The organism is Mycobacterium sp. NGS35, from assembly GCF_059812855.1.
Genome location: NZ_JCALDL010000001.1, coordinates 385,758 through 409,089 on the forward strand (window position 1 = coordinate 385,758; position 23,332 = coordinate 409,089).

At 70.0% G+C, this 23,332-nt stretch carries 19 protein-coding genes; 7 read left to right on the plus strand and 12 right to left on the minus strand.

Annotated features, from left to right (window positions below):
* Positions 1 to 108: 108 nt before the first annotated feature.
* Positions 109 to 1,974, minus strand: a complete 1,866-nt coding sequence (gene glmS, locus AC5Y4C_RS01920; RefSeq protein WP_499964217.1) for a glutamine--fructose-6-phosphate transaminase (isomerizing) — start codon at positions 1,972 to 1,974, stop codon at positions 109 to 111.
* 55 nt (positions 1,975 to 2,029) lie between these two features.
* Between glmS and AC5Y4C_RS01925 the strand changes: the two genes are divergently transcribed.
* Positions 2,030 to 2,884, plus strand: a complete 855-nt coding sequence (locus AC5Y4C_RS01925) for a dienelactone hydrolase family protein (protein WP_499964219.1) — start codon at positions 2,030 to 2,032, stop codon at positions 2,882 to 2,884.
* Here the strand turns inward: AC5Y4C_RS01925 and AC5Y4C_RS01930 are convergent.
* The 7 genes from AC5Y4C_RS01930 to rplM all read right to left on the minus strand — a co-directional run bounded on the left by AC5Y4C_RS01930 (position 2,874) and on the right by rplM (position 8,143).
* Complete coding sequence (locus AC5Y4C_RS01930; protein ID WP_499964220.1) at positions 2,874 to 3,047, minus strand: hypothetical protein; 174 nt, start codon at positions 3,045 to 3,047, stop codon at positions 2,874 to 2,876. The genes AC5Y4C_RS01925 and AC5Y4C_RS01930 overlap by 11 nt on opposite strands.
* Positions 3,044 to 4,525 (minus strand): hypothetical protein, encoded by a 1,482-nt coding sequence (locus AC5Y4C_RS01935; protein WP_499964222.1) that lies wholly within the window; start codon positions 4,523 to 4,525, stop codon positions 3,044 to 3,046. The genes AC5Y4C_RS01930 and AC5Y4C_RS01935 overlap by 4 nt, the downstream gene beginning before the upstream one ends.
* A gap of 2 nt (positions 4,526 to 4,527) precedes the next feature.
* Positions 4,528 to 4,830 carry a type VII secretion target gene (locus AC5Y4C_RS01940; RefSeq protein WP_499911367.1) on the minus strand — a complete coding sequence of 101 codons (303 nt, stop codon included), beginning with the start codon at positions 4,828 to 4,830 and terminating at the stop codon, positions 4,528 to 4,530.
* Between the two features lie 37 nt (positions 4,831 to 4,867).
* Positions 4,868 to 6,205, minus strand: a complete 1,338-nt coding sequence (gene glmM / locus AC5Y4C_RS01945) for a phosphoglucosamine mutase (RefSeq protein WP_499911365.1) — start codon at positions 6,203 to 6,205, stop codon at positions 4,868 to 4,870.
* A 144-nt stretch (positions 6,206 to 6,349) separates the two neighbouring features.
* Entirely contained in the window at positions 6,350 to 7,021 is a 672-nt protein-coding gene (locus AC5Y4C_RS01950) for a hypothetical protein (protein WP_499911360.1), read from the minus strand.
* 226 nt (positions 7,022 to 7,247) lie between these two features.
* Positions 7,248 to 7,679 (minus strand): 30S ribosomal protein S9, encoded by a 432-nt coding sequence (rpsI, locus tag AC5Y4C_RS01955; RefSeq protein WP_499911536.1) that lies wholly within the window; start codon positions 7,677 to 7,679, stop codon positions 7,248 to 7,250.
* 20 nt (positions 7,680 to 7,699) lie between these two features.
* A complete protein-coding gene (rplM, locus tag AC5Y4C_RS01960) occupies positions 7,700 to 8,143 on the minus strand; it encodes a 50S ribosomal protein L13 (protein WP_499911358.1) in 444 nt (147 codons plus the stop codon).
* Between the two features lie 296 nt (positions 8,144 to 8,439).
* Here rplM and AC5Y4C_RS01965 point away from each other — a divergent pair, with 296 nt between their 5' ends.
* The 6 genes from AC5Y4C_RS01965 (at position 8,440) to AC5Y4C_RS01990 (ending at position 17,566) form a co-directional block, all read left to right on the plus strand.
* Entirely contained in the window at positions 8,440 to 10,026 is a 1,587-nt protein-coding gene (locus tag AC5Y4C_RS01965; RefSeq protein WP_499964224.1) for an APC family permease, read from the plus strand.
* 8 nt (positions 10,027 to 10,034) lie between these two features.
* Positions 10,035 to 10,901, plus strand: a complete 867-nt coding sequence (locus tag AC5Y4C_RS01970) for an urea amidolyase associated protein UAAP1 (RefSeq protein WP_499964226.1) — start codon at positions 10,035 to 10,037, stop codon at positions 10,899 to 10,901.
* A 65-nt stretch (positions 10,902 to 10,966) separates the two neighbouring features.
* Entirely contained in the window at positions 10,967 to 11,584 is a 618-nt protein-coding gene (locus AC5Y4C_RS01975) for an urea amidolyase associated protein UAAP2 (RefSeq protein WP_499911535.1), read from the plus strand.
* Positions 11,581 to 15,198 (plus strand): urea carboxylase, encoded by a 3,618-nt coding sequence (gene uca / locus AC5Y4C_RS01980; RefSeq protein ID WP_499964228.1) that lies wholly within the window; start codon positions 11,581 to 11,583, stop codon positions 15,196 to 15,198. Before AC5Y4C_RS01975 ends, uca begins: the two co-directional genes overlap by 4 nt.
* A complete protein-coding gene (locus AC5Y4C_RS01985; RefSeq protein ID WP_499964230.1) occupies positions 15,198 to 16,850 on the plus strand; it encodes an allophanate hydrolase in 1,653 nt (550 codons plus the stop codon). Before uca ends, AC5Y4C_RS01985 begins: the two co-directional genes overlap by 1 nt.
* 26 nt (positions 16,851 to 16,876) lie before the next feature.
* Positions 16,877 to 17,566, plus strand: coding sequence for a TetR/AcrR family transcriptional regulator (locus tag AC5Y4C_RS01990; RefSeq protein WP_499911346.1), 690 nt, complete (start codon positions 16,877 to 16,879; stop codon positions 17,564 to 17,566).
* 67 nt (positions 17,567 to 17,633) lie between these two features.
* On the opposite strand, the gene AC5Y4C_RS01995 is transcribed toward AC5Y4C_RS01990, so the two are convergent.
* The 4 genes from AC5Y4C_RS01995 to eccCa are packed head-to-tail and all read right to left on the minus strand — an operon-like array spanning position 17,634 to position 23,274.
* A complete protein-coding gene (locus AC5Y4C_RS01995) occupies positions 17,634 to 17,930 on the minus strand; it encodes a WXG100 family type VII secretion target (RefSeq protein WP_499911343.1) in 297 nt (98 codons plus the stop codon).
* 8 nt (positions 17,931 to 17,938) lie between these two features.
* Entirely contained in the window at positions 17,939 to 18,262 is a 324-nt protein-coding gene (locus AC5Y4C_RS02000; protein ID WP_499964232.1) for a WXG100 family type VII secretion target, read from the minus strand.
* 18 nt (positions 18,263 to 18,280) lie between these two features.
* Entirely contained in the window at positions 18,281 to 19,492 is a 1,212-nt protein-coding gene (locus tag AC5Y4C_RS02005; protein WP_499964234.1) for a type VII secretion-associated protein, read from the minus strand.
* Positions 19,489 to 23,274 carry a type VII secretion protein EccCa gene (gene eccCa / locus AC5Y4C_RS02010; RefSeq protein ID WP_499964236.1) on the minus strand — a complete coding sequence of 1,262 codons (3,786 nt, stop codon included), beginning with the start codon at positions 23,272 to 23,274 and terminating at the stop codon, positions 19,489 to 19,491. The genes AC5Y4C_RS02005 and eccCa overlap by 4 nt, the downstream gene beginning before the upstream one ends.
* Between the last annotated feature and the right edge of the window lie 58 nt (positions 23,275 to 23,332).

A 23,332-nucleotide genomic window follows, 5' to 3' on the forward strand; every position in this document is an offset into this window, starting at 1 on the left:
TCCCGTTCTAGTCGATCAGCTCACGCCGGACGCCCGAGTGTGCAGTTTCGTACGGTCACCTCGGCGTGTCGCGTACAGAACCGCACAGTCGGCGCAATGGGGTGCGGGCTACTCGACGGTGACGGACTTGGCCAGGTTCCGCGGCTTGTCGACGTCGTAGCCGCGGGCCTGCGCCACCGACGCCGCGAAAACCTGCAGCGGAATGGTGGACAGCAGTGGCTGGTAAAGCGTTGAGACAGCTGGGATTTCGAACAGATGGTCAGCGTAGGGCCGCACGGTGTCGTCGCCCTCCTCGGCGATCACGATCGTGATCGCACCGCGCGCCTGAATCTCGCGGATGTTGCTCAGCAGCTTGGCGTGCAGTTGCGCCGAGCCCTTCGGCGACGGCATCACGACGATCACCGGCAGACCGTCCTCGATCAGCGCGATCGGCCCGTGCTTCAGCTCGCCGGCCGCGAAGCCCTCGGCGTGCATGTACGCCAGCTCCTTGAGCTTGAGCGCTCCTTCCAGCGCCACCGGGTAGCCGACGTGGCGGCCGAGGAACAGCACCGTCGGCGACGACGCGAACCGGCGTGCGACGTCGGCGAACGGTTCGACGCCGGCGAGCACCCGCGACACCAGCTCGGGCATCGCCTCGAGTTCGTGGTACTCGCGTGCGACTTCATCGGCGTATTTGGTGCCGCGCGCCTGGGCCAGCGCCAAGCCGACCAGGTAGTTCGCCGCGATCTGCGCGAGGAACGTCTTGGTGGACGCCACCCCGATCTCCGGTCCGGCGCGGGTGTAGAGCACCGCATCGCATTCGCGCGGGATCTGGCTGCCGTTGGTGTTGCAGACCGCCAGCACCTTGGCCTTCTGCTCTTTGGCGTGCCGCACCGCCTCCAACGTGTCGGCGGTCTCGCCGGATTGCGAGATCGCGACGACCAGCGTGCTGCGGTCCAGCACCGGGTCGCGATAGCGGAATTCGCTGGCCAGCTCCACTTCCACCGGCAGGCGCGTCCAGTGTTCGATCGCGTACTTGGCCAGCAGCCCGGAGTGGTAGGCGGTGCCGCACGCGACGACGAACACCTTGTCGACCTCGCGCAGTTCCTGGTCGCTCAACCGCTGCTCGTCGAGCACGATGTGCCCGTCGACGAAGTGCCCGAGCAGGGTGTCGGCCACTGCGGCGGGTTGCTCGGCGATCTCCTTGAGCATGAAGAACTCATAGCCGCCCTTCTCGGCAGCCGACAGGTCCCAGTCGATGTGGAACTCGCGGTAGCCGCCCACGTCCTCGCCCGCGAAGTCCGTGACGCGGTACCCGTCGGCAGTGATCACCACCGCCTGGTCCTGGCCCAATTCGACGGCGTGGCGGGTGTATTCGATGAACGCGGCGACGTCGGAGCCGATGAACATCTCGCCGTCACCGATGCCGAGCACCAACGGCGTGGACCGGCGCGCGGCGACGATGGTGCCGGGTTCGTCGGCGTTGGCGAACACCAGCGTGAAATGGCCTTCGAGGCGGCGCAGCACGGCCAGCACCGACGCGACAAAATCGCCTGCGGTGTCGCCGGAGTGGTACTGCCGTGACACCAGGTGCACCGCGACCTCCGTGTCGGTGTCGCTGGCGAATTCGACGCCGGCACCTTCCAACTCCCGGCGCAGCGTCGCGAAGTTCTCGATGATCCCGTTGTGGACGACCGCGATTTTGCCGGTGGCGTCGACGTGCGGGTGGGCGTTGCGGTCGGTGGGCCGGCCGTGCGTGGCCCAGCGGGTGTGGCCCAGGCCGGCGTGACCTCGCAATGCGACCGGGTCGGTGCAGTCCAGCGCCTCGCCCAGGTTGGCGAGCCGACCCGCGCGCCGGTGCACGGCCATGCCGCCGTTGCCGTCGAGGATCGCGATGCCGGCCGAGTCGTAGCCGCGGTACTCCATGCGGTGCAGTGCCTGCACGACGACCTCGCAGGCAGGACGCTGCCCGACGTAGCCGACGATCCCGCACATAGGTGACCAGGGTAGTGGAACCGTGGGGTCCGGCGGGGTCCGCTACCGTTCACCCATGGCCCGGACCCGCAAACTCTTCAGCGCGCTGACCCGCCGCGGCCCCCATCGGGTTCTGCGCGGTGACCTGGCGTTTGCCGGGCTACCGGGGATCGTCTACACGCCTGAGTCGGGCTTCAATTTGCCTGCGGTGGTGTTCGGGCACGACTGGCTCACATCCGCCGACCGCTACCACGGCACGCTGGAGCACCTGGCGTCCTGGGGAATCGTCGCTGCGGCCCCCGCCACCGAGCGGGGGATGGCACCGTCGGCACTGAACTTCGCCTACGACCTGCGCACAGCGCTGGACATCGTCGCGGGGGTGCGCCTCGGCGCCGGCAAGATCAGCGTGCATCCCAACAAGCTCGGGCTGGTCGGACATGGTTTCGGCGGGTCGGCAGCGGTGCTGGCCGCCGCCGGCCGCTCGCAGGGATCGCGTTTCACACCCAAGGCGGTGGCCGCGCTGTTTCCGACGGTCACCCGGCCGGCCGCCGAGCAAGCGGCCACGAGGTTGACGATCCCGGGGCTGGTGCTGACCGCGCCCGGGGATCCGCAGACCCTGCGGTCCAACGCGGCGGAGCTGGCCCGGGCGTGGGACGGCGCTGTGCTGCGGATCGTCAAGAAGGCCAAGCCGGGCGGGCTGATCGAAGGACGGCGGCTGGCGCGCGTGGTGGGGCTGCCGGCTGCCGACCGCAGCACGCAGAAGGTGGTGCGCGCGCTGCTGACCGGATATCTGCTGCACGTGCTGGCGGGAGACAAGACGTACCGCGAGTTCGCGGACCCCGACGTGGTGCTGCCGAAGACCCAGCCTGTCGACCCCGACGCCGATCCGGTGGAGATCGAGGACAAGGTCGTCGCGCTGCTCAAGCCCTAGCACCGAAGGTCGGCGCGCTGCAGCGCCGCTGCCGGTCGGCGGGTTTGAGGATCCGGCCGTCGCGCGTGTCGGTTCTCGGCGTTTCTGCTGGCCGCTCGAGCTGGCGGATGGTGTCGGTGTATTCGGCGAGGATGTCGGCCAGTCGGCCGTTGACGTCGGTCACTGCCCGGCCTGCGGCAGCTCGTCGGCGGCGATCTCACACGGTGTGGCAGTGCCGGGCGGTGCAGGCGCCGGAGCCGGCGGTTGCGGCGGTTCGGGAGCTGGCGGTTCAGGCGGTTCCGGCCCTGGCTCCGGCGGGTCCGGCCCCGGCTCCGGCGAAGCAGGCGGCGGCTCCGGCGACGCAGGCGGTGACTCCCCCGGCGGCGTTTCTTCCGCCGGCTGCTCACCCGGCGCTGTTTCCTCCGTGCTGTCCGCTGTCGGCTCCGGATTCCCTTGCTCATCGTCTTCCTCTGCGCTGCAAGGGTTTTCGTCATCCACGCCCTCGTCAGAAGGTGGCGTGTCGTCCGGCTTTTGGTCCTCGGTGTCCTCTGACCCCTGGTCGTCAGCCTCGGGCGCGTCGTCGAGCGCCGGCAGATCCGACAGACCCGCATCGTCCGCCGATGGCAGGAGCCCGCCGAGAACGTCGGCGAAGCGTTGGCCGAGCCCGTCGAGGCCGGGCGCGGCCAATGGTGCCGTCGCCGGCGACGCTGTCGGGGTCGGCGCCGCGGGAGTCTCCGCCGGCATGGCGCCCGGCATCGAGGCCGGCATTGAGGCCGGCATGCTCGCGGGCATCACGGCTGACGGCGGATACGACGGCGCGGAGGCCGGATACGACGGCGCATACGACGCTGGCGGCGGTGGTCCCGGCGCGGCGGGCGGGGCCTGCGCCGATTGGGTGGTGGGAGCGGCATCGTGGGCGTGCATGTCGTCGGTTTCTGGATCCGCCGCCGGCGGCGGCGCCGGCTGCGGCCCCAAATCGCCCGGCACGTCGAACCGCACGGGTGCCGCCGATGTCAACCCGGAGATCGCGGCGTCGTAACTGCTGTCGACGGATGCCATCGCCGTTCGCACCGCTGTCAGCCAGTCGACGCGAATGTCGTTGTCCACGAAAGGTTTCACCTGCCGGTCGAGCAGTTCACTGGCCGCCGCGCGGTCACCGACACCGGTGATCACGGTCTGCGCGGCGGCCAGCCAGGCCGGCCGGTCGCCGCCGCGGCGCTCGTCGATCGCACCCACCGCAGCCACCTTGGAATCCACCAGCTTCCACAGCGTGTCCCTAAGGCCACTAAGGGCATCCGCCGCCGTGCGCGTCATGGCTGCCACGCTGTCGGCCGCGTCGCAATGCCCACGCACGAAGTCCTCGGCGGACGCAGCACCGGCTCCCTGCCATGCCCCGGCGAGCCGGCTCAGCTGTTCGCGTTGCCGCCGCAGCGCGCCCTCGGCGGTTGTCGCCACCTCCTGCAACGCAGACCGGTCCGCGTCGAGCACCCGCAAATCCATGCCGTCCTCACTGGAGAACCAGTCGCGGATCTGCGCCGGATGCAAAGTCAGGTCGGGGTTCTGATAGTCCACGAGGTGGCATGCCCACACGTACGTCTGGGTGTCGTCGACAGCTTGGCGTGCTTCCGCCAGCCTGGCGGCGACGTCGAATTCGGCGCCCATGGTTAGTCGAACCGGGCAGCGCTGTGCTGGTCGGCGCTCACATAGCGGTCGGCACTCGCGCGCAGTGCGGCCGCGATCTCCGAGGACGCACGCGCCCACGCGGTCAGCCCGTCGGCCACCGGGTCGAGCGACGCGCGCAGCGCGTCACCGCGCGCGGCATGCATTCGGCCCGCGGTGGCACCACCGAAACCCAACCGCCACAGATGCATTCGCACCGCCGCCTGCACGTCCTCGGCCGTCGCGTCGAATTCCGCTGCGATGTCACGCACCGCGTCCGCGTCGACCCGCGCACTGTTTGATCCCATACCGGCTACGACGCGCGGCAGGGTGATGCGGTTCCGGCTAGTTCTGCTCGCTGACGCAGGTGGCCACGCGAATCGCAACCTGTTTGGCGGTGTCTTCGTCGGGAGCTTCCACCATCACGCGCACGAGCTGTTCGGTTCCGCTGGGGCGCAACAGGATTCGTCCAGTGTCACCGAGCTCGGCTTCTGCGTCGGCGACGGCCGCCTGCACGGAAGGCGCTGCCGCCACTGTGGTCTTGTCGGCGACCTCGACGTTGATCAGCACCTGCGGCAGCGTGTGCATGGCCGACGCCAGTTCGCGCAGCGGCCGGCCGGTTTGCGCCATCCTCGACATCAGCCGAAGACCGGTCACGATCCCGTCGCCGGTGGTCGCCAGCGCGGGCATCACGATGTGACCGGACTGCTCGCCGCCCAGCGCATAGCCGCCGGCGCGCAGTTCCTCGAGGACGTAGCGGTCGCCGACGGCCGTGGTGCGGACCTCGATTCCGGCCGCCCGCATCGCCAGGTGCAATCCCATGTTGCTCATCACCGTCGCCACCAGCGTGTCGGAGGTCAGTTCACCGGCCTCGCGCATCGCCAGCGCGAGGATCGCCATGATCGCGTCCCCGTCGACCGCGTCGCCGTGCGCGTCGACGGCCAGGCACCGGTCGGCGTCACCGTCGTGGGCCAGCCCCAAGTCGGCCCCATGGCGCAGGACAGCGGCCCGCAGCGCATCGATGTGGGTGGACCCGCAGCCGTCGTTGATGTTGAGACCGTTCGGCGCGGCGTTGATCGCGAGGACGCGCGCGCCGGCGGCCTGGTATGCGCGAGGCGCTGCCGTCGAGGCAGCTCCGTGAGCGCAGTCGACGACCACGGTCAGCCCGTCGAGCCGGGTGGTGACGGCCTTGCCGACGTGGCGCAGGTACCGCTCGAGCGCGTCTTCGGCGTCGACGACCCGCCCGATGGCCGCGCCGACCGGCCGCTCGGCAGGGTTGGTGGAGACCAGGCGCTCGATGTCGTCCTCGGTGGCGTCGTCGAGCTTGTGGCCGCCCGGCCCGAAGATCTTGATGCCGTTGTCAGGCATGGGGTTGTGCGACGCGGAGATCATCACACCGAACTCGGCGTCGTAGGCGCTGGTCAGATAAGCCACCGCTGGGGTGGGCAGCACGCCGACGCGCAGCGCATCGACGCCCTCACTGGTGATACCGGCGATCACCGCGGCCTCGAGCATCTCGCCGCTGGCCCGCGGATCGCGGCCGACCACCGCGACGCGGCGGCCGTGGCGCGAGGCGGCGCCCAGCCGGCGCGCGGCCGCGGATCCGATGGCCAGGGCAAGCTCGGCGGTCAGCTCACGGTTGGCCACGCCGCGGACACCGTCGGTGCCGAAGAGTCGAGCCATGCGCACAAACTTCTCACAGTCGGACGTGGAAGACACAAACAATGAGGTCGTCAGCCATGTTGCCGCCTGATCGCTACCCCGGCGATACCCCGGACAGCACTCACCGCCCGCACCTCGCGGGCGCGGGCGGTGAGGTTCTGCCGGTTAGCTCGACGGCGTCACGCCACCCGACGTCGGCGTCATCTGAGCCGTGTTCGGCTGGCCTGCCGGCGCCCCGTTGGGCTGCTCCGAGACGTTCTCGGTGTTCGGGCCGGCGTTGGTCGCGTTCGGCGTGCCCGCCGGGGCGTTGTTGGCGTTCGGATTGCCCGCCGGCTCAGTGCTGCCGTTCGGGTTGCCCGCCGGCGTGTTGGTGCCGTTCGGCGTGTTCGCCGCCGGCGCGTTGGTGGCGTTCGGCGAACTCATCGCATTGTTCTGCGCGATCGTCACGACACCCTGCGGACTGTCACAGGTGGTCGTGGGCAGCAGCCCCGCGTCCACCTGGTTGGCCAGTGCGGTGATGTCGCGGACGTTCACCGTGGACTGGTTGTTGGCCACGCCGGTCACGTTCGCGCCGTTCGAGTTCGGCGTGTTCGCCGTCGGCGTGTTCGCGTTCGGACCGTTCTCGGCGGTGCCGCACAGCAGTCCCGCGATCTGCGACGCCACGTTGACGTTCACGTCCTGCAGGAAGTTCTGGTCGTTGCCCACACCGAGGTTGACCAGCTGATCGTTGATGACGTTGGCACCGGGCGCCGCAGTGGCGATCGCAAGTCCGCCGGTACACACCAGCGATCCGGCGAGCACCGCGCCCGCGCCAACTCGCTTGAGGTTGTTTCGCATGGATAACTCCTTTTCGTCAGGAAGCAGCGATCCGGACACCGTCGTGCTTGGTAGCACCGGTGGCAGGGTCGGCCTGCCTGGCGCGAAGAAACGCCCCCTGCTCCCGCAGAGGGGGTTTCCACACTTGGCGGCGAAGCCAAACCTCGATTGCGGAATTACCCCAAAAAATCAGGCGCCGAGCGTGATTGATGTCACACGTCCGGCGCCTGATAGAGCTGCTGGGAAATCAGCGCTTCGAGTACTGCGGCGCCTTGCGGGCCTTCTTGAGGCCGTACTTCTTGCGCTCGGTCGCACGCGGGTCACGAGTAAGGAACCCGGCCTTCTTCAGCGCAGGCCGGTCTTCGGGCTGCACCAGGATCAACGCACGGGCGATCGCCAGCCGCAGCGCCCCGGCCTGCCCGGAGGGGCCGCCGCCGTCGAGGTGGGCGTAGATGTCGAAGCTGTCCAGCCGGTCGACGGTCACCAGCGGCGCCTTGATCAGCTGCTGGTGCACCTTGTTGGGGAAGTAGTCCTCCAGGGTGCGCCCGTCCAGGTTGAACTTGCCGGTGCCGGGCACCAGCCGGACGCGCACCACGGCCTCTTTCCGACGGCCGACGGTTTGGATGGGGCGGTCGATGACAACCGGCTCGCGCGCCGCCGTCTCCTCGGTGGTCTCCACGGTCGTGTCAACTGGCTGGGTCACTGGCTCACCTGCTTGATCTCGTACGGAACCGGCTGCTGGGCCGTGTGCGGATGCTCCGGTCCGGCGTAGACGCGCAGCTTGCGCTTGATCTGGCGGCCCAGCCGGTTCTTGGGCAGCATGCCGACGATCGCCTTCTCGACGACGCGGTCGGGGTGCTTTTGCATCAGGTCGCCGACGGAACGGGCCCGCAGGCCGCCGGGATATCCCGAGTGGCGGTACGCGAACTTGTTCTGCAGCTTGTTGCCGCTGATGGCGACCTTGTCGGCGTTGACGACGATGACGAAGTCGCCGCCGTCGACGTGGGGGGTGAACGTCGGCTTGTGCTTGCCGCGCAGCAATGTGGCAGCTGCGGCGGCAAGGCGGCCGAGCACGACGTCCGTGGCGTCGATGACGTACCACGTGCGCGTGGTGTCACCGGCCTTCGGCGTGTACGTGGGCACAGCGCTTACCTCTCGACTCGGGTGGATCCCGGATGACCCGGGCGCCGGTCACGGCGTCGCGGCAGGGCATGCTCTCGGCGACCGACATTGACCCGAGGCCCAGTTGGCGTACCGCGCGCCAACCGAGCAGCCTACCTGTGCGCGTAATCGCTGGTCAAAACGCGCGTCGGCGCGGGCCGCCCGGCTCCCGGTGAGCCGAAACACGGAATTTACGCCGAGGACTCACCACCGCGACAGAAACGTCCGACGCTCTTACCTGTCAATCGACAGGTATTCCTCACGCGTCAGGAGCACGGATGAGCGCACCGGAACTCACCGCACCGTCCCGGCCGGATGGCAGCCCAGCCCGCGGTCATGTCCATACAGGCTACCAGCAGGAGCTGCGCCGCGGCGTCGGATCGTTCGCCTCGTTTGCGGCCGGCTTCTCGTTCGTGTCGATCCTGACCACTGTGTTCCAGCTGTTCGGGCTCGGCTTCGGGCTCGGCGGCGCGGCGTTCTTCTGGACCTGGCCGGCGGTGTGGGTGGGCCAAATGCTGGTGGCCCTGTGTTTCGCCGAACTGGCGGCGCGGTGGCCGATCTCCGGCGTCATCTTCCAGTGGTCGAGTCGCCTCGCCGGCACCACGATGGGCTGGTTCGTCGGCTGGACGATGATCATCGGCCAGATCCTCACGGTCGCGGCGGCCGCGATCGCCACCCAGGCCGTGCTGCCGAGCATCTGGTCGGGCTTTCAGATCGTCGGCGGCTCGGCGGCCGACCCGGCGCTGACGTCGCCCACCGGAGCGCAGAACGCGGTGCTGCTCGGCGTGGTCATGCTGGTGATCGCCACGCTGGTGAACGTCTCTGGCGTGCGGCGGATGGCGGTGTCGACGAGCGTGGGGGTGGTCATCGAGATCGCCGGTGTCATCGCGCTGGTGCTGCTGCTGTTCTTCCTGCCCGAGCGCGGCCCGGACGTCGTTCTCAGCAACGAGGGCTGGTCCGGCGGCGGCTACCTGTCGGCGTTCCTCGCCTCGTCGCTGATGGCGGCGTACGTGATGGTCGGCTTCGACTCGGCCGGTGAGCTCGCAGAGGAGACGCACCGCCCCCGCAAGACCACTCCGCGCACGATCCTTCGCGCTCTGGTCATCTCGGGCATCGGCGGCGGGCTGCTGATCCTGGCGGCGCTGATGTCGGCCAGCAGCCTCACCGACGGCAAGCTGGCCACCGGCGGGCTGGCGTGGGTGCTCACCGACCGGCTCGGCGAGGTCCCCGGCCGGCTCTTGCTGTCCTGTGTCGCGGTGGCGATCTTCGCGTGCACGCTGGCCGTGCAGACCTCGGGCACCCGGATGATCTACTCGATGGCCCGGGAGCGGGCGCTGCCGCTGCACCGCTACCTCAACCGGGTATCGCCCCGCACCGGAACACCGATCCTGGCCACGATCGTGGTGGGCGCCGGCGCCGCGATCGCACTGCTGGTCAACATCAAGCAGGCCGCGATCTTCACCGCGCTGTCGAGTCTGTGCATCGCGATGCTGTACCTGGCGTATCTGGGTGTCACGCTGCCGCTGCTGGTGCAGCGGATCAGGCACCGCAACACCGACCGGTTCCCCAGCGGCGTCGACGAAGACGGCGCGCCCCAGTTCTCGCTCGGAAAGTGGGGTGTGCCAGTCACATTCGCGGCCGTGATCTACCAGATCGGCATGGTGGTCAACCTGATGTGGCCGCGCCGGGAGATCTACGACCTGACCGGTGACACGTGGTGGCTGCAGTGGAGCGCGCTGCTCTTCCTCGGCGTGTCGCTGGCCGTCGGCGCCGTCTATTTCGTGCTGCGGCGCCTGCACCGGCGCATCGAACTGGCCCACATCCCCCACACCCACGTGCACGCCCGCGTGCCGGAAACCGCGTGAGGACACCGATGACGATCTCGCATCACCAGCCTCCGGCACGCGAGGCCCGCCGCACCGACAGCGTCGGCAACGCCCGGGCCGACGCGCGCGCCCGGGCCGGCCAGACCAGCCAGTGGATGCCGTACCTGCCGGCCTCGTCGAGCCCGTACTGCCCGCCGGGGGTGACGCCTGAAGATCTGGTGTGGGCCGAAACCGTTGCGCCGGGCGGATACACGCACAAGGTGCTGGCTCGCGGCACCCGGCTGCGGCTGGACGACCCGACCGGCGACGCCTGCGCGCACCTGCTGGTGTTCAACGCGCTCGAGCCCGTCGAGCGGCTCAACGTCGCCGACACCACCAAGATCCCGTGGCAGGCCTACCTGGGCGCCGATCACCCGCTGCTCTCCGGCGACGGCCGAGTGCTGGCGACGATCAGCGCGGACACCTCGGGTCGCCACGATGCGTTCTGCGGCACCTCCACCGACTCGTGGAACCTGCGCAAATACGGCGACGCCCGCGCCCACGGCCCCTGCCCGTCGGGCCGGGCGCTGTTCGTCAAGGCCGCAGCCAAACACGGCCTGGGCCGGCGCGACCTACCACCGAGCGTGTCGTTCTTCCAGGGCGTGCGGGTGGCTGCCGACGGCGAGCTGGTGTGGCACGGCTCTGCCGGGCCGGGCACGCACGTCGAGCTGGTCGCCGAGCTGCCTCTGCTGGTGCTGCTCGCCAACGTCGCGCACCCGCTCGACCCGCGACCGGACTACGTGGTAGGCCCGCTGCGGGTGCACGCCTGGCGGGGGCGGCCCACCGGCCCGCAGGACGAAAGATTCAGTGCCACACCGGAACTCAACCGCGCCTATCTGAACACTATCGACTATGCGGAGGCCCGAGGACTGTGACCAACTCGACCGTTCCCGTCGGCGCGGCGTGCGCCGACGACACTGCGCTCGACTGGGGCGAACCCATGGTCCCCGGACGGATAGTGCTCGACGACCGCGTCCCTCCCAACGGCCCGTGGTCGGCGGTCGTGCGCGCCGGGCAGGTGCTCACGATCGTCGACGTCGGCGGCAACCAGTCGGCGGACTGCCTGATCTACAACGCCGCAGACACCGCCGAGCGCTACAGCGTCCCCGACACACTGGCCTGGCAGCGCAACGCCTACGTCCGCACCGGCACGGTGCTGCGCAGCAACGAGGGCGCAGCCCTGATGACCGTGGTCGGCAACGAGATCGACCGCCAGGACACGATCGGCGGTGCCTGCTCCAAGGAGTCGAACACCCTGCGCTACGGCCACCACGTGATGTTCCATCACGGTTGCCGGGAGAACTTCCTTTCCGAGGCGATCCGCCACGGTCTGGGGCTGGCGGATTTGGTGTCGAACCTGAACTGGTTCATGAACGTTCCGGTGGAGCCCGACGGTGCGCTGGGCATCGTCGACGGAATGTCTGCGCCCGGCAAGCGGGTCGCGCTGCGCGCCGAGATGGACGTGCTGGTGATCGTCTCGAACTGCCCGCAGATGAACAACCCGTGCAACGACTTCAACCCGACGCCGCTGCGGATGCTGGTGGTCGAATCGGCATGAGTGCGACGAACTCCGGCACCGTCCTGGTGGCCAACCGCGGTGAGATCGCCCGCCGCGTCATCCGCACAGTGCACCGCATGGGAATGCAGGCGGTGGCTGTCTACTCCGACGCCGACCGCGCCGCGCCGCATGTGCGTGAAGCCGACCACGCGGTGCGGCTGGGGCCGGCCCCGGCGCGCGACTCGTACTTGCGCGGTGAGGCGATCGTCGAGGCCGCGTTGGGCAGCGGCGCCACGATCATCCACCCCGGTTACGGATTCCTTTCGGAGAGCGCGGCTTTCGCCCAGGCCGTGGAGTCGCAGGGCATCCGGTTCGCGGGGCCGACGGCGCGCCAGATCGCCGCGTTCGGCGAAAAGCACACCGCCCGCGCGCTCGCCAGCGCGGCCAACGTGCCGCTGCTGGCCGGAACTTCACTGCTCAGCGACGCCGACGAAGCGGTGGCCGCCGCCGAGGCGATCGGTTTCCCGGTGATGGTCAAGGCCACCGGTGGCGGTGGCGGCATCGGCTTGCAGGCCTGCGCCGACGCCGACGAGGTACGGGCCGCGTTCACACGGGTCGCGGCGATGGCCGAGGCGAACTTCGGCTCCGCGGGCGTGTTCCTCGAGCGCCTGGTGCGGCCCGCCCGGCACGTCGAGGTCCAGGTGTTCGGTGACGGAACGGGACGGGTGGCCGTGCTGGGCGACCGGGACTGCTCCTTGCAGCGGCGCAACCAGAAGGTGATCGAGGAGGCTCCTGCCCCGGCGCTGCCCGACCACGTGCGGGAGCTGCTGCACACTTCGGCGCGCGACCTGCTCGCGTCGGTGCGCTACCGCAGCGCCGGCACCGTCGAGTTCGTCTACGACCCGATCCGCGAAGAAGCCGCCTTCCTGGAGGTCAATACCCGCCTGCAGGTGGAGCATCCCGTCACCGAGGAGATCTTCGGAGTTGACCTGGTGGAGTTGATGCTGGCGCTGGCCCGCGACGGCAGCGTCGACGACGACGTGTTCACCCGCACCTGGGTTCCCAGCGGGTTCGCGGTCGAGGCGCGCGTCTACGCCGAGGACCCGGCCAAGGACTCACTGCCGTCGTCGGGCCTGGTCACTCAGGCGGTCTTTCCCGGGCAGGGCGCCGACGCGATCCCGGGTGTGCGCGTGGACGGCTACATCGAGGCGGGACTTGAGGTTTCGCCGTTCTACGATCCGATGCTGGCCAAGCTCGTCGCCACCGGGCCGACCCGCGACGACGCGCTGGACCTGCTGCGCGAGGCGCTGGCAGCCAGCCGCGTGGACGGCATCGTGACCAACCTCGGGCTGTTGCGCGTGCTCACCGACGACACCGCGCTGCGCGCGGCGGCGCACTGCACCTGCAGCCTCGCGGGCAGCGGTGATCCCGACCCGCGCATCGACGTGCTCGACCCCGGCCCGCTGACCACGGTGCAGGACCTGCCCGGCCGGCTCGGCTACTGGCACGTCGGCGTGCCGCCGAGCGGCCCGTTCGACGCGGTCTCGTTCACCGAGGCCAACGTCGCCGTCGGAAATCCCGCCGGCGCGGCCGGGCTCGAGGTCACCGCCGGCGGTCTGCGCGTGCGTTTCTCGGCGCCGTCGGTGGTGTGTGTCGCCGGCGCACCCGTGCCGGTGAGTGTCGACGGCCAGCCGGTCGCGATGTGGGAGCCGTTCGACGTTCCCGGCGGAGCCGTGCTGGCGCTCGGCGTCTCAGCGGGCCCGGGCCTGCGCACGTACGTGGCGATCCGCGGCGGCATCGACGTGCCGTCGTATCTGGGCAGCGCGTCGACGTTCACCCTCGGCGGGTTCGGCGGGCATGCCGGCCGGGCGCTGGTGTCCGGTGACGTGCTGCGCACCCGCTCGGCCGACTCGGCGGAGAACGCCAGCGGGCTGGGCCGCATCGCCGGATCCACCCCCGCGCACCGGCGCCCGGCGATCCAGAACCATTGGGAGATCGGGGTTCTCGAAGGACCGCACGCCGCGCCGGAGTTCTTCACCCGCTCCGACATCGACGTGTTGTTCACCACCGACTACATGGTGCACCACAACTCGGCGCGCACCGGGATCCGCCTGATCGGGCCGAAACCCGAGTGGGCGCGCCGCGACGGCGGCGATGCGGGCCTGCACCCGTCGAACATTCACGACACCGCGTACGCGGTCGGTGCCATCGACTTCACCGGCGACACGCCGATCATCCTCGGCCCCGACGGCCCGTCGCTCGGCGGCTTTGTCTGCCCGGCGGTCGTCGCAAGCGCGGAGCGCTGGAAACTCGGCCAGCTGCGCCCCGGCGACACGGTCCGCTTCGTCGCCGTCCGCGAGTCCGATGCGAGTTCGCTCGCCGCGCAACTCAATTCACCCACGGTACGCAGCCGTGGCGGAGACGGCGACGACGGGGTGATCGCCCGTCTCGACGCCAGCGACGACCGCCCCGCCGTGACGTATCGGCGCGACGGCGACGTGAACCTGCTCGTCGAGTACGGGCCGATGGAACTCGACCTGTCGCTGCGCATGCGGGTGCACGCCCTGCAAGAGACGCTGGCCGAGCACGCCCCGGCCGGCATCGTCGACGTCACCCCCGGCATCCGGTCGCTGCAGATCCACACCGATCCCAGCCTCTTGTCGCCTCGCGCCCTCGCCGCGCTGCTCGCTGAGCTGGAGGACGAGGTGCCGCCCACCCATGAGCTCGTCGTCCCGTCCCGCACAGTGCGGCTACCGCTGAGCTGGGACGACCCCGCGACCCGGCTTGCGATCGAGCGGTACATGGCCGGCGTGCGCGACGACGCACCGTGGTGCCCGGACAACATCGAATTCATCAGGCGCATCAACGGATTGGAGTCGGTCGACGACGTGCACCGCATCGTCTTCGACGCCAGCTACCTGGTGTTGGGGCTGGGCGACGTGTACCTGGGCGCTCCGGTGGCCACGCCGCTGGATCCGCGCCACCGTCTGGTCACCACGAAGTACAACCCGGCGCGCACCTGGACCGCGGAGAACTCGGTCGGCATCGGCGGGGCGTACCTGTGCATCTACGGTATGGAGGGACCCGGCGGGTACCAGTTCGTGGGGCGCACCGTGCAGATCTGGAACCGGTTCCGCTCCGGCGGCCTGTTCCGCGACAACCCGTGGGCGTTGCGGTTCTTCGACCGCATCGAGTGGTACCCCGTCGGCGCCGACGAACTGCTGGAGCTGCGTGCCGAAACCGCGGCCGGGCGCGCCGAATTCGACACCGTCGATTCGGTGTTCGCCCTCGCCGACTACACCCGGTTCCTCGCCGACAACGCCGACTCGATTGCGCAGTTCCGGGCCCGGCAGTCGGCCGCGTTCGAGGCGGAAAAGCAGCGCTGGCGGCGGTCCGGCGAGTTCGACCGCCGAGACGAGCCGACGGACGCTGCGCCGCAACAGGTTTCGGTTCCCGACGGTGCCGCCCCGGTCACCGCGCCGTTCACCGCGACGGTGTGGCAGGTGCGCGCCGACGTCGGCAGCCGGGTGACCGAGGGCGACCTGCTGTTCTCGTTGGAGGCGATGAAGATGGAAAGCCACGTCACCTCGCCGGCCAGCGGCACGCTGGTCGAGGTCTACGTCAAGGCCGGTGAACAGGTGGCGCCGGGCCAGCTGCTGGCCGCGGTGCGCTGATGGACCCCCGGGATGCCGTCGCGGCGGCGTTCGAGCGGATCCGCGCGGCGGACCGCCCTGAGGTGTGGATTACGCTGCGCGACCGCGGCGAGGCACTGGAGGAAGCCGGCGCCGTCGACCCGGGCCTGCCGCTGGCCGGGCGGGTGTTCGCGGTGAAGGACAACATCGACGTCGCGGGGCTGCCGACGACGGCGGCCGCCCCGTCGTTTCGCTATGTGCCACAACGCGATTCGACGGCGGTCGCCCGGCTGCGCGCGGCCGGGGCGGTGGTGCTCGGCAAGACCAACCTGGATCAGTTCGCCACCGGGCTGGTGGGCACCCGCAGCCCGTACGGTGCGGTGCGCAACGCGTGGGACCCGTCGCGCATCGCCGGCGGCTCGTCGTCGGGGTCGGCGGTCGCGGTGGCGCTGGGCATGGTGGACTTCGCGCTCGGCACCGACACCGCCGGGTCGGGGCGGGTGCCCGCCGCGCTCAACGGCATCGTCGGCGTCAAGCCGACACGGGGTCTCATTCCGGTGACCGGCGTGGTGCCGGCCTGCTACCGGCTCGACTGCGTCAGTGTCTTCGCCCGCGATATGGCGCTGGCCCGCGCCGCGGCCGAGACGATGACCGGTCCCGACGGCTCCCCGTTGTGCCGCACCGAATCCCCGATCCCGCCCGCGCCGGCACGCCCGCGCATCGCGGTTCCGGCGGCGCACCAGCTGGACGGGCTCGCCGACGGCTGGCAAGAGGCCTTCACCGCGGCGGTGAACCGGTTCGCGGCAGTCGGCGCCGAGATCGTCGAGACCGACGTCACCGCGCTGCTGCAGGCCGCCGCGCTGCTGTATCGCGGGGCATTCGTCGCCGAGCGCTACGCGGCGGTCGGCGCACACATCGAGCAGCACACCGACCTCGTCGGCACCACGCTCGACCCCACCGTGGCGGCGATCATCTTGTCCGCCCGCACCAAGACCGCCGCCGACTGGGCAGCCGACACCGCCAAGCTGGCGTACCTTGCCGCAGCGGCCCGCGCCGCCCTGGACGGCTGCGCAGCACTGTTGACCCCGACCACCACGTGGCATCCCACGCTGGCTCAGGTGGCCGCCGATCCCGTCGGCGCCAACGACCGCATGGGCAGGTTCACCAACTTCGCGAACCTTCTCGACTTCGCGTCGCTGGCCATTCCCGCCGGCTTCGTCGACGGTCTGCCGTTCGGCGCGATGCTCACCGGGGACGCGTTCAGCGACCGGATGCTCGCCGAACTGGCCCAGCGGTTCGCCAATCCGGCGGTCGAGCTGTTCGTCGTGGGTGCGCATCTGAGCGGTCAACCGTTGAACCGTCAGCTGGTTGAGGCCGGCGGCACGCTGGTCGGCCCGGCGGCGACGGCCCCGCAGTACCGGCTGCACGCGCTGCGCACGGTGCCCGCTAAGCCGGGTCTGGTGCGCGTCGGCGGGGGCGGGATCAGCGTGGCCGGGGAACTGTGGCGGCTGCCCGCCGCGGGGTTCGGAATGTTCGTCGCCGCGGTGCCGGCACCGATGGTGATCGGCAGAGTGGCTCTGGCCGACGGCGGCGAGGTCAGCGGCTTTCTCGTCGAACCGGCCGCGGTGGCCGGTGCGCCCGACATCAGCGACTGCGGTGGCTGGCGCAACTACCTCGCGGCCGCCGCGACGTGACCGGCCCGCCGAACGTTCGTGCGAAGATGAGCGACATGGTGTCGCGGCCACGGCTCGGACGACCCCGCCACACGCCGGAGGAGCCCGATGCCGACACGTCGCCGCGCCAGCAGATCCTCGACGCTGCCGCCGCGCTGTTCGTCGAACACGGCTTCGCCGCGACCTCCACCCGCATGATCGCCGAACGGGTCGGTATCCGGCAGGCGTCGCTGTACTACCACTTCGCCGGCAAGGATGAGCTGCTGATCGAGCTGCTCACCACGTCGGTCAGGCCCAGTCTGGAGGCGGTGGAGGCGATCGAGGCGCTGGTGCCGCAACAGGCGAGCGCCGCGGCCGCGCTGTACCTGCTGGCCACGGTCGACGTCGGCACGCTGACCCGCATTCCCCACAACGTCGGCACCCTCTACCTGCTGCCGGAGATTCAGCACGAACGCTACGACAGCTTCCGGGCCGAGCGACGCCAGCTGCAGGACGCCTATGCCCGGCTCGGAATGCTCGCGGCCACCCCGTCGGTGCGCGCGGGCGTCACGGCGACGCAGCTGGGCGAGCTGCTGATCCAGCTCACCGAGGTGGTCATCCAAATTCGCCGGGCACGCGACCCCGACCAGTCCGACGCCGGTGTGATCGGGGCGGCGTGCCTGCGAGTGTGCGGACTTTCCGACCGGGCCGTCGAGGCGGCCCGAACCGAGGCTGCCGCGCTGGCCTCGCTCGTCTGACCGCGGGCATGCCTGTGCGGGTCCCGACGGCTCCCCTCCATCGAGACCCGCACAGCGGTCTTCGGGCTCAGCGCCCCCAGGCGTTCGCGGCCCGGCGGTCGGTGGCGGCGACATCGTCGGCGCCATCCCGGACGGCGTTGGCCAACCGGAACAGGATGTCGTTCAGCGCGGCGGCCGACGAGTCCCACATGGACTGCTCGACCTGGTATGCGTCGGCGGCCTCGCGTGTCCAGACCTGGCGCAGCGGCGTGATCTGCGCCCGCAGGTCGTCGAGCGCGGCGTTGAGGCGCCCCGCAGTCGCATGGATGTCTTGGCGCACCGAGAACTCGATCTCGGCGAAGTTGTACGAGAGAACGGGATCCATCACGTCTCCTAGAGGTTTCCGCCGATGGCGCCGATCTGCTGCGAGTGGGTCTCGCCCGCATCGCGCAGCACCCGCTCGTTGGCGCGGATGGTTTCTGCAATGCCTTGCAGCGCCTGGTGCAGCTTCATCGACTCGCTGTTCCAGCGGTCGACGACGCCCTTGAAGGCCGTCGCGGCGGTGCCGCCCCAGACCGACGCGGGCACGTTCGTCATCCGGTCGATGAAGCCACGCAGCATGGTGCGGATCTCGTCGTTGCGGGCGTCGATCTTGCCCGCGACGTTGTGCATCAGGTCGAAGTCGGTGGTGAGACTGCCCGGCCCGGGTGAGGTCATGTCGGTCCTTTCAGGTCGTTATGTGGTGTTGGACTGTGGCTGCGGCGCAACGGTTCCCGCTCTTTCGCCGGCATCTCGAGCGGTCGCCACGGCCCGCTCGCACGCCGCCCGCACCGCCTCCTCGGATCCGCGGGGGCTCTGGCAGCCGATACTGATCCGCACCCTGCCGTCGAGCAGCACTGTCCAGCGCACGTCGTGGCCCGCCCGGACCTCGGTGTACGTGACCGCAGGCCGGCCCGCCCGGCGGCCGGCCGCTTCGAAGCGGACGAAGACCCCCGGTGGTTCATCGAGCAGTGCACGACGCAACGTGTCGGCGGTGGCCTGCAACGTCTCGCCCGGCGGCACCGGCGACTGCGTGAGATGCACGGCGACGTGCGGATCGGCCGGTGACGTCACCTGTACCCGTGCCGAACCCGGGCCGCTCGTGATGCGCCGCGCGGTCCAGTCCGCCGGCACTTCGACCACCACCCTGCCCTCGACCAGCATGGTCGGCGCCGGCGCTGACGGCCCGCCCGCGACGACGACGATCGCCCCCACGGCGAGTGCCGCCGCCACGGCCGCGCCCATGGTCTGCCACAGCCGGCGCGACGGCCGTCGCGACGCGGGCGGCACGTCGACCGGCGCTGGCGAGTCGTGACGGGCGGCTCGTTCCCCGGCCGCAGCCATCAGCCGGTCGTCGTCGACGACGGTGACCTCGAACGCACCCGCGTCGGCGATCAGTCGGCCGAGTTCCGCCGCCCCGTCGACGCCCTCGGCGCAGTCGACGACAACCGCGCCGTGTCCACCGGCCAGTGACCTCACCGCATCCGCCACTTCGGCGGCGACCTCGGCTGGACTCCCCACCCGCGAGACGGCCCGGGCCGGCCTGTCATCGGCCGGACTGCTCAGCGCCACAAGCGATTCGGCGATCTCGACGACCACCGCCGGGTGCCGCCGGACCGTGGCTGCCAGCACTGCCGCCCGGCGGATCACCTCGACTTCGGACACCACGCTGCATGCGGCATCCTGAATGGTGGCAATGCGACGTTGCGGCCACCACGACGGGCAGATCAGCACCGCGGCGCCGTCGAGCATGGCGGCGAACACATCATGCCACAACGCCGCCACGGCGACGGGTTGTCCGTCGACCGACACGAAATCGTCGTCGATGCTGTCGACGGCCACTGCTGCGCGATGATCCGACGTCCCTGCGCTTTTCACGACGCGCGGGCCGACGACGACAACAGTCACGGGCCTGGCACCCAGGCCAGTTGCACGACCCGTTCGCTCCCGCGGGTGATCAAACGTGCGCGTCCCGGCGGCAGCGGGCCCGGTCGCGAGGTGCCCAGCAGCACACCCTCGTCGGGGCTGGCGCTCATCATCAGCCCGATGCACCCGAGCTCACGCATCCGCGCGAGCAGCGGGTCGAACAGTGCCCGGCCCGCTCCTCCTGAGCGCCGCGCCACCACCAGATGAAGGCCCACATCTCGTGCGTGCGGCAGCAATTCGACGACCGGTGCGAATTGAGCGGCCGAGACGAGGTCGAAGTCGTCGACGATCACGTACAGGTCCGGACCCGACCACCACGACCGCGAGCGCAATTGCCGTTGGTTGACGTCCGGCCCGGGCAGGCGCGCCCTCAACCGCTCCACGAGGGCGGACAGCTGTGCCGACAACACCGGTTCTGACATCACGTATCCGGCCAGGTGCTCGGATTCGACCACCCCCAGCAGCGTGCGCCGGTAATCGACGATCAACAGCTGCGCGTGGTCGGCGCTGTGATTGCGGACGAGTTCAGTGCATAGCAGCCGAAGCGTCGCCGTCTTGCCGCATTCGCTGTCACCGAAAATCAGCATGTGCTGTTGCTGACTGAATTCCAATGCAACACAATCGAGTTCGTCTTCGTCGAGGCCGAGCGCCATCGCGTCGGGCAGCTGTTCGACGATCGCGCTGTGGTCGACGCGCTGCGGCAGCAGCCGCACTTCAGGCGCGGTGAGGGCGGGGTGCCGGGTCCGGATCGCCGCGGCCGCGTCCGCGAGCGCCGCGGAAAGGTCTGCGGTGTCGTGCTTGCCGTCGAGCCGTGGCAGCCCGACGAGCAGATGCATGCCGTCGGCGGTGATGCCGCGCCCCGGCCGGCCCAGCGGAACCTGTTGAGCCGCACGGCGATTGACCTCCGAGTCGCCCGGCTCGCCGAGCCGTAATTCGACACGGGTGCCGAGCTGATCCTTCAACGCAGGCCGGATCTCCGCCCAGCGAGAGGCCGTCAGTACGACGTGGACGCCGTATGACAGGCCGCGCGTCGCCAGCGCAGTGATCGCAGTTTCCAAGCCGTCGAAATCGTCACGCAGGCTGCCCCATCCGTCGACCACCAGGAAGACGTCACCGAACCGGTCGTCGGCGACACCAGGGTCGCCAGCCGTGCGGCGCCGGCGGTATTCGGCCATCGAGTCGATGCCGAGCCGGTGAAACACCGTCTCGCGTGTGCGCAACACCGCGGCCAGCTCGGCGACGGTCCGGCGAACGACGTCGGTATCGGCTCTGCCGGCTACCGATCCCACGTGCGGGAGCGCGGTGAGCGGCGACAGCACACCGCCGCCGAGGTCGATGCAGTAGAGCTGCACCTGATCCGGTCCGTGGGTGGCGGCCAATGCGGTGACCAGCGTCCGCGCGGCCGTCGACTTGCCCGCCTGCGGCCCTCCGACGATCGCGACGTTGCCGGCGGCACCGGACAAGTCGACGAGCAGCGGGTCGCGGCGCTGCGCGAACGGGCGGTCGACCACGCCGATCGGCACGGTGAGCAGTCCGCCCGAGTGGCCGAGCAGTTGGTCGAGCGGCGGCGATTGAGTCAACGGTGCCAGCCACACCTTGTGCGCGGGCGTGCCGTGTCCGGCCAGCCGGTCGAGCACCGTGTTCATGACGGTCTTGCCGCCCGCCCGAGCGGCCGGCGGCTGAAGGGTGACCGTCGGGCCCATCGGTGCCGCGGTGAACACACGCACTCCACGTGCAACCTGATGTGTTGGGGCCGCATCCGAGATGCGGGACGGCCCCGACACATACGCGGTCTGAAACGCCACCGGCTCGTTGGATCCGACCTTCAGGAAAGCTGCGCCGGGTGTGGCGGGTAGGTGGAAGGCATCCGGACGGCCGATCACCGCACGGGACTCGTTGGGCGAGAACGTCTTCAAGCAGACCCGGTACGACAGGTGGGATTCCAGGCCGCGTAACCGGCCCTCGTCGAGCCGCTGACTGGCCAGCAGCAGGTGCATCCGCAGTGAGCGGCCCAGTCGGCCGATCGCCACGAAGGTCTCGGCGAAATCGGGATGCTGGCTGAGCAGTTCGGAGAATTCGTCGACGATCACCACGAGAGTCGGTAGCGGGGGAAGCGAGGCGCCGGCCTGCCGTGCTCGTTCGTAGTCGGCGACGCTGGAGTAGGCGCCGGCCGCCCGCAAAGTCTCTTGCCGCCGGTTCATCTCACCGGCCAGCGCGTCCTTCATGCGTGCGACCAAGTGCGCCTCGTCGGACAGGTTCGTGATCACCGCTGACACATGCCGGGCGCGGTCCAGGCCCAGAAACGTTGCGCCGCCCTTGAAGTCGACGAGCACGAGGTTCAGCGACTCGGGCGGGTGCGTTGCGATCAGCCCGAGGGTCAGCGTGCGCAAGAACTCGCTCTTGCCTGACCCGGTGGCACCCACACACAGCCCGTGCGGGCCCATGCCGTTCTCCGCGGCCTCTTTGAGGTCCAGTTCAACCACGTCGCCGGACGGTGTCACACCGACGGGCACACGAAGTCTGTGCCGGGGCAGGCGCTCTCGCCAGGCCGTCGAGGGGTGGATTGTTCGAGGGTTGTCCATGCCCACCAGCTGTGCCCAATCGTGTGGCTGGCCCTCGACGGCGCGCGTGCCGGTGGTGTTCCGGTACGACGCCAGTCGCCGTGCACACACGTCGGCGTCGACAACGGTCATCGCATCGGGCCGGGCGACCACTTCACGGACATCTGCGAGCACCGCTACCTCGTCGGCCGAGACGTCGAGCCGAAGGCAGGCCGCCGCATGGCACCGGTTGCCGTGCTCCAGGATCGTCACGTCGCCGCGCTCGAGGCGGCGGTCCGCCGCGGCCACATCTCCCCCGTCGACCACCACCACCGTGTGCCGGGCCGGGTAGCCTTCGACGGACTCGATGCTGCGGTAGTGCAACCGCGCCGTGCCGCCGGGATCAGTGGCGCTTGAATGCTGATGGTGCGGAAGCCACTTCAGCCAGTCCCATTCATGAGCTGCCGTGTCGTCGACCACCGCAGCGATCGCGACCGACTCCGGTCCGTGAAGAACGCCGAGTTGGCACACCATCGCTCGCATCAGATCCCGGGCATGCCGTGGCGCCCCTTGCACTGACACCACGCCGAACCTCTTGAGCGCCAGGGTTATCGGCAGCTCTGCGACGACGGAGTGGACGCGCAGGAAGTTGCGCAACGCGATTGCTGCCACGGGCTCGAGCTGGTCGACCGGGCTGAGGTCGGGTGCGGTTATCGCGGCGGCGGCTCGCTGGCTGCCCAGCCCGATGCGGACGTGGCAGAAATCCGAATCGGCGCTGCGGCGTTCCCACATTCGTCGTGTGCCGGCAAGCGTCCACAACGCCGGAGGGTCGGGATGCTGCCACCGCAGCGATTCCCACTGCCGGTGTGCGTTGTCGGCGACGTCGCCTCGCAGCCGGTCGAGGTATCTCACATAGTCTTTGCGGGTTTCATCGACCTCGGCGGCGCGGGCGCCCCCGCCTCGGCTCTGCGCGATCATCCCGATCGACGACATCGCCATCATTGCCGGAAAGAGCAATGCCGACGGATTGTGAGCGGCGCCGGCACCTGACCTGAGGAACAACACTGTCATGCCGGCCATCCCGACGAACATCACGATCGGTAGAAGCCGCGTGAGCGGGTGCACCGGTGACGGCCGCGGCGGATCCTCGGGCGCTTCGACGACGACGTCGCCGTCGGGTAGTGGTGGCCCCGCAGCGCGGGCGCTCGATTGCCAATCCGGCATGCGGCCAACGTTTGCGCCGCACCCGCCGAGCCGCAACCGACTATCCACAGGCGGCTGT

Excerpts from the sequence above, each read along its gene's own strand:
- AC5Y4C_RS01970 (WP_499964226.1), top strand. The coding sequence starts at position 10,035 with ATGACGATCTCGCATCACCAGCCTCCGGCACGCGAGGCCCGCCGCACC.
- AC5Y4C_RS02000 (WP_499964232.1), bottom strand. The coding sequence starts at position 18,262 with ATGACCTCACCCGGGCCGGGCAGTCTCACCACCGACTTCGACCTGATG.
- eccCa (WP_499964236.1), bottom strand. The coding sequence starts at position 23,274 with ATGCCGGATTGGCAATCGAGCGCCCGCGCTGCGGGGCCACCACTACCC.
- uca (WP_499964228.1), top strand. The coding sequence starts at position 11,581 with ATGAGTGCGACGAACTCCGGCACCGTCCTGGTGGCCAACCGCGGTGAG.
- AC5Y4C_RS01940 (WP_499911367.1), bottom strand. The coding sequence starts at position 4,830 with ATGGGATCAAACAGTGCGCGGGTCGACGCGGACGCGGTGCGTGACATC.
- glmM (WP_499911365.1), bottom strand. The coding sequence starts at position 6,205 with ATGGCTCGACTCTTCGGCACCGACGGTGTCCGCGGCGTGGCCAACCGT.
- AC5Y4C_RS01985 (WP_499964230.1), top strand. The coding sequence starts at position 15,198 with ATGGACCCCCGGGATGCCGTCGCGGCGGCGTTCGAGCGGATCCGCGCG.
- AC5Y4C_RS01965 (WP_499964224.1), top strand. The coding sequence starts at position 8,440 with ATGAGCGCACCGGAACTCACCGCACCGTCCCGGCCGGATGGCAGCCCA.
- AC5Y4C_RS01990 (WP_499911346.1), top strand. The coding sequence starts at position 16,877 with ATGAGCGACATGGTGTCGCGGCCACGGCTCGGACGACCCCGCCACACG.
- AC5Y4C_RS01950 (WP_499911360.1), bottom strand. The coding sequence starts at position 7,021 with ATGCGAAACAACCTCAAGCGAGTTGGCGCGGGCGCGGTGCTCGCCGGA.
- AC5Y4C_RS01975 (WP_499911535.1), top strand. The coding sequence starts at position 10,967 with ATGGTCCCCGGACGGATAGTGCTCGACGACCGCGTCCCTCCCAACGGC.
- glmS (WP_499964217.1), bottom strand. The coding sequence starts at position 1,974 with ATGTGCGGGATCGTCGGCTACGTCGGGCAGCGTCCTGCCTGCGAGGTC.
- AC5Y4C_RS01995 (WP_499911343.1), bottom strand. The coding sequence starts at position 17,930 with ATGGATCCCGTTCTCTCGTACAACTTCGCCGAGATCGAGTTCTCGGTG.
- AC5Y4C_RS01925 (WP_499964219.1), top strand. The coding sequence starts at position 2,030 with ATGGCCCGGACCCGCAAACTCTTCAGCGCGCTGACCCGCCGCGGCCCC.
- AC5Y4C_RS01935 (WP_499964222.1), bottom strand. The coding sequence starts at position 4,525 with ATGGGCGCCGAATTCGACGTCGCCGCCAGGCTGGCGGAAGCACGCCAA.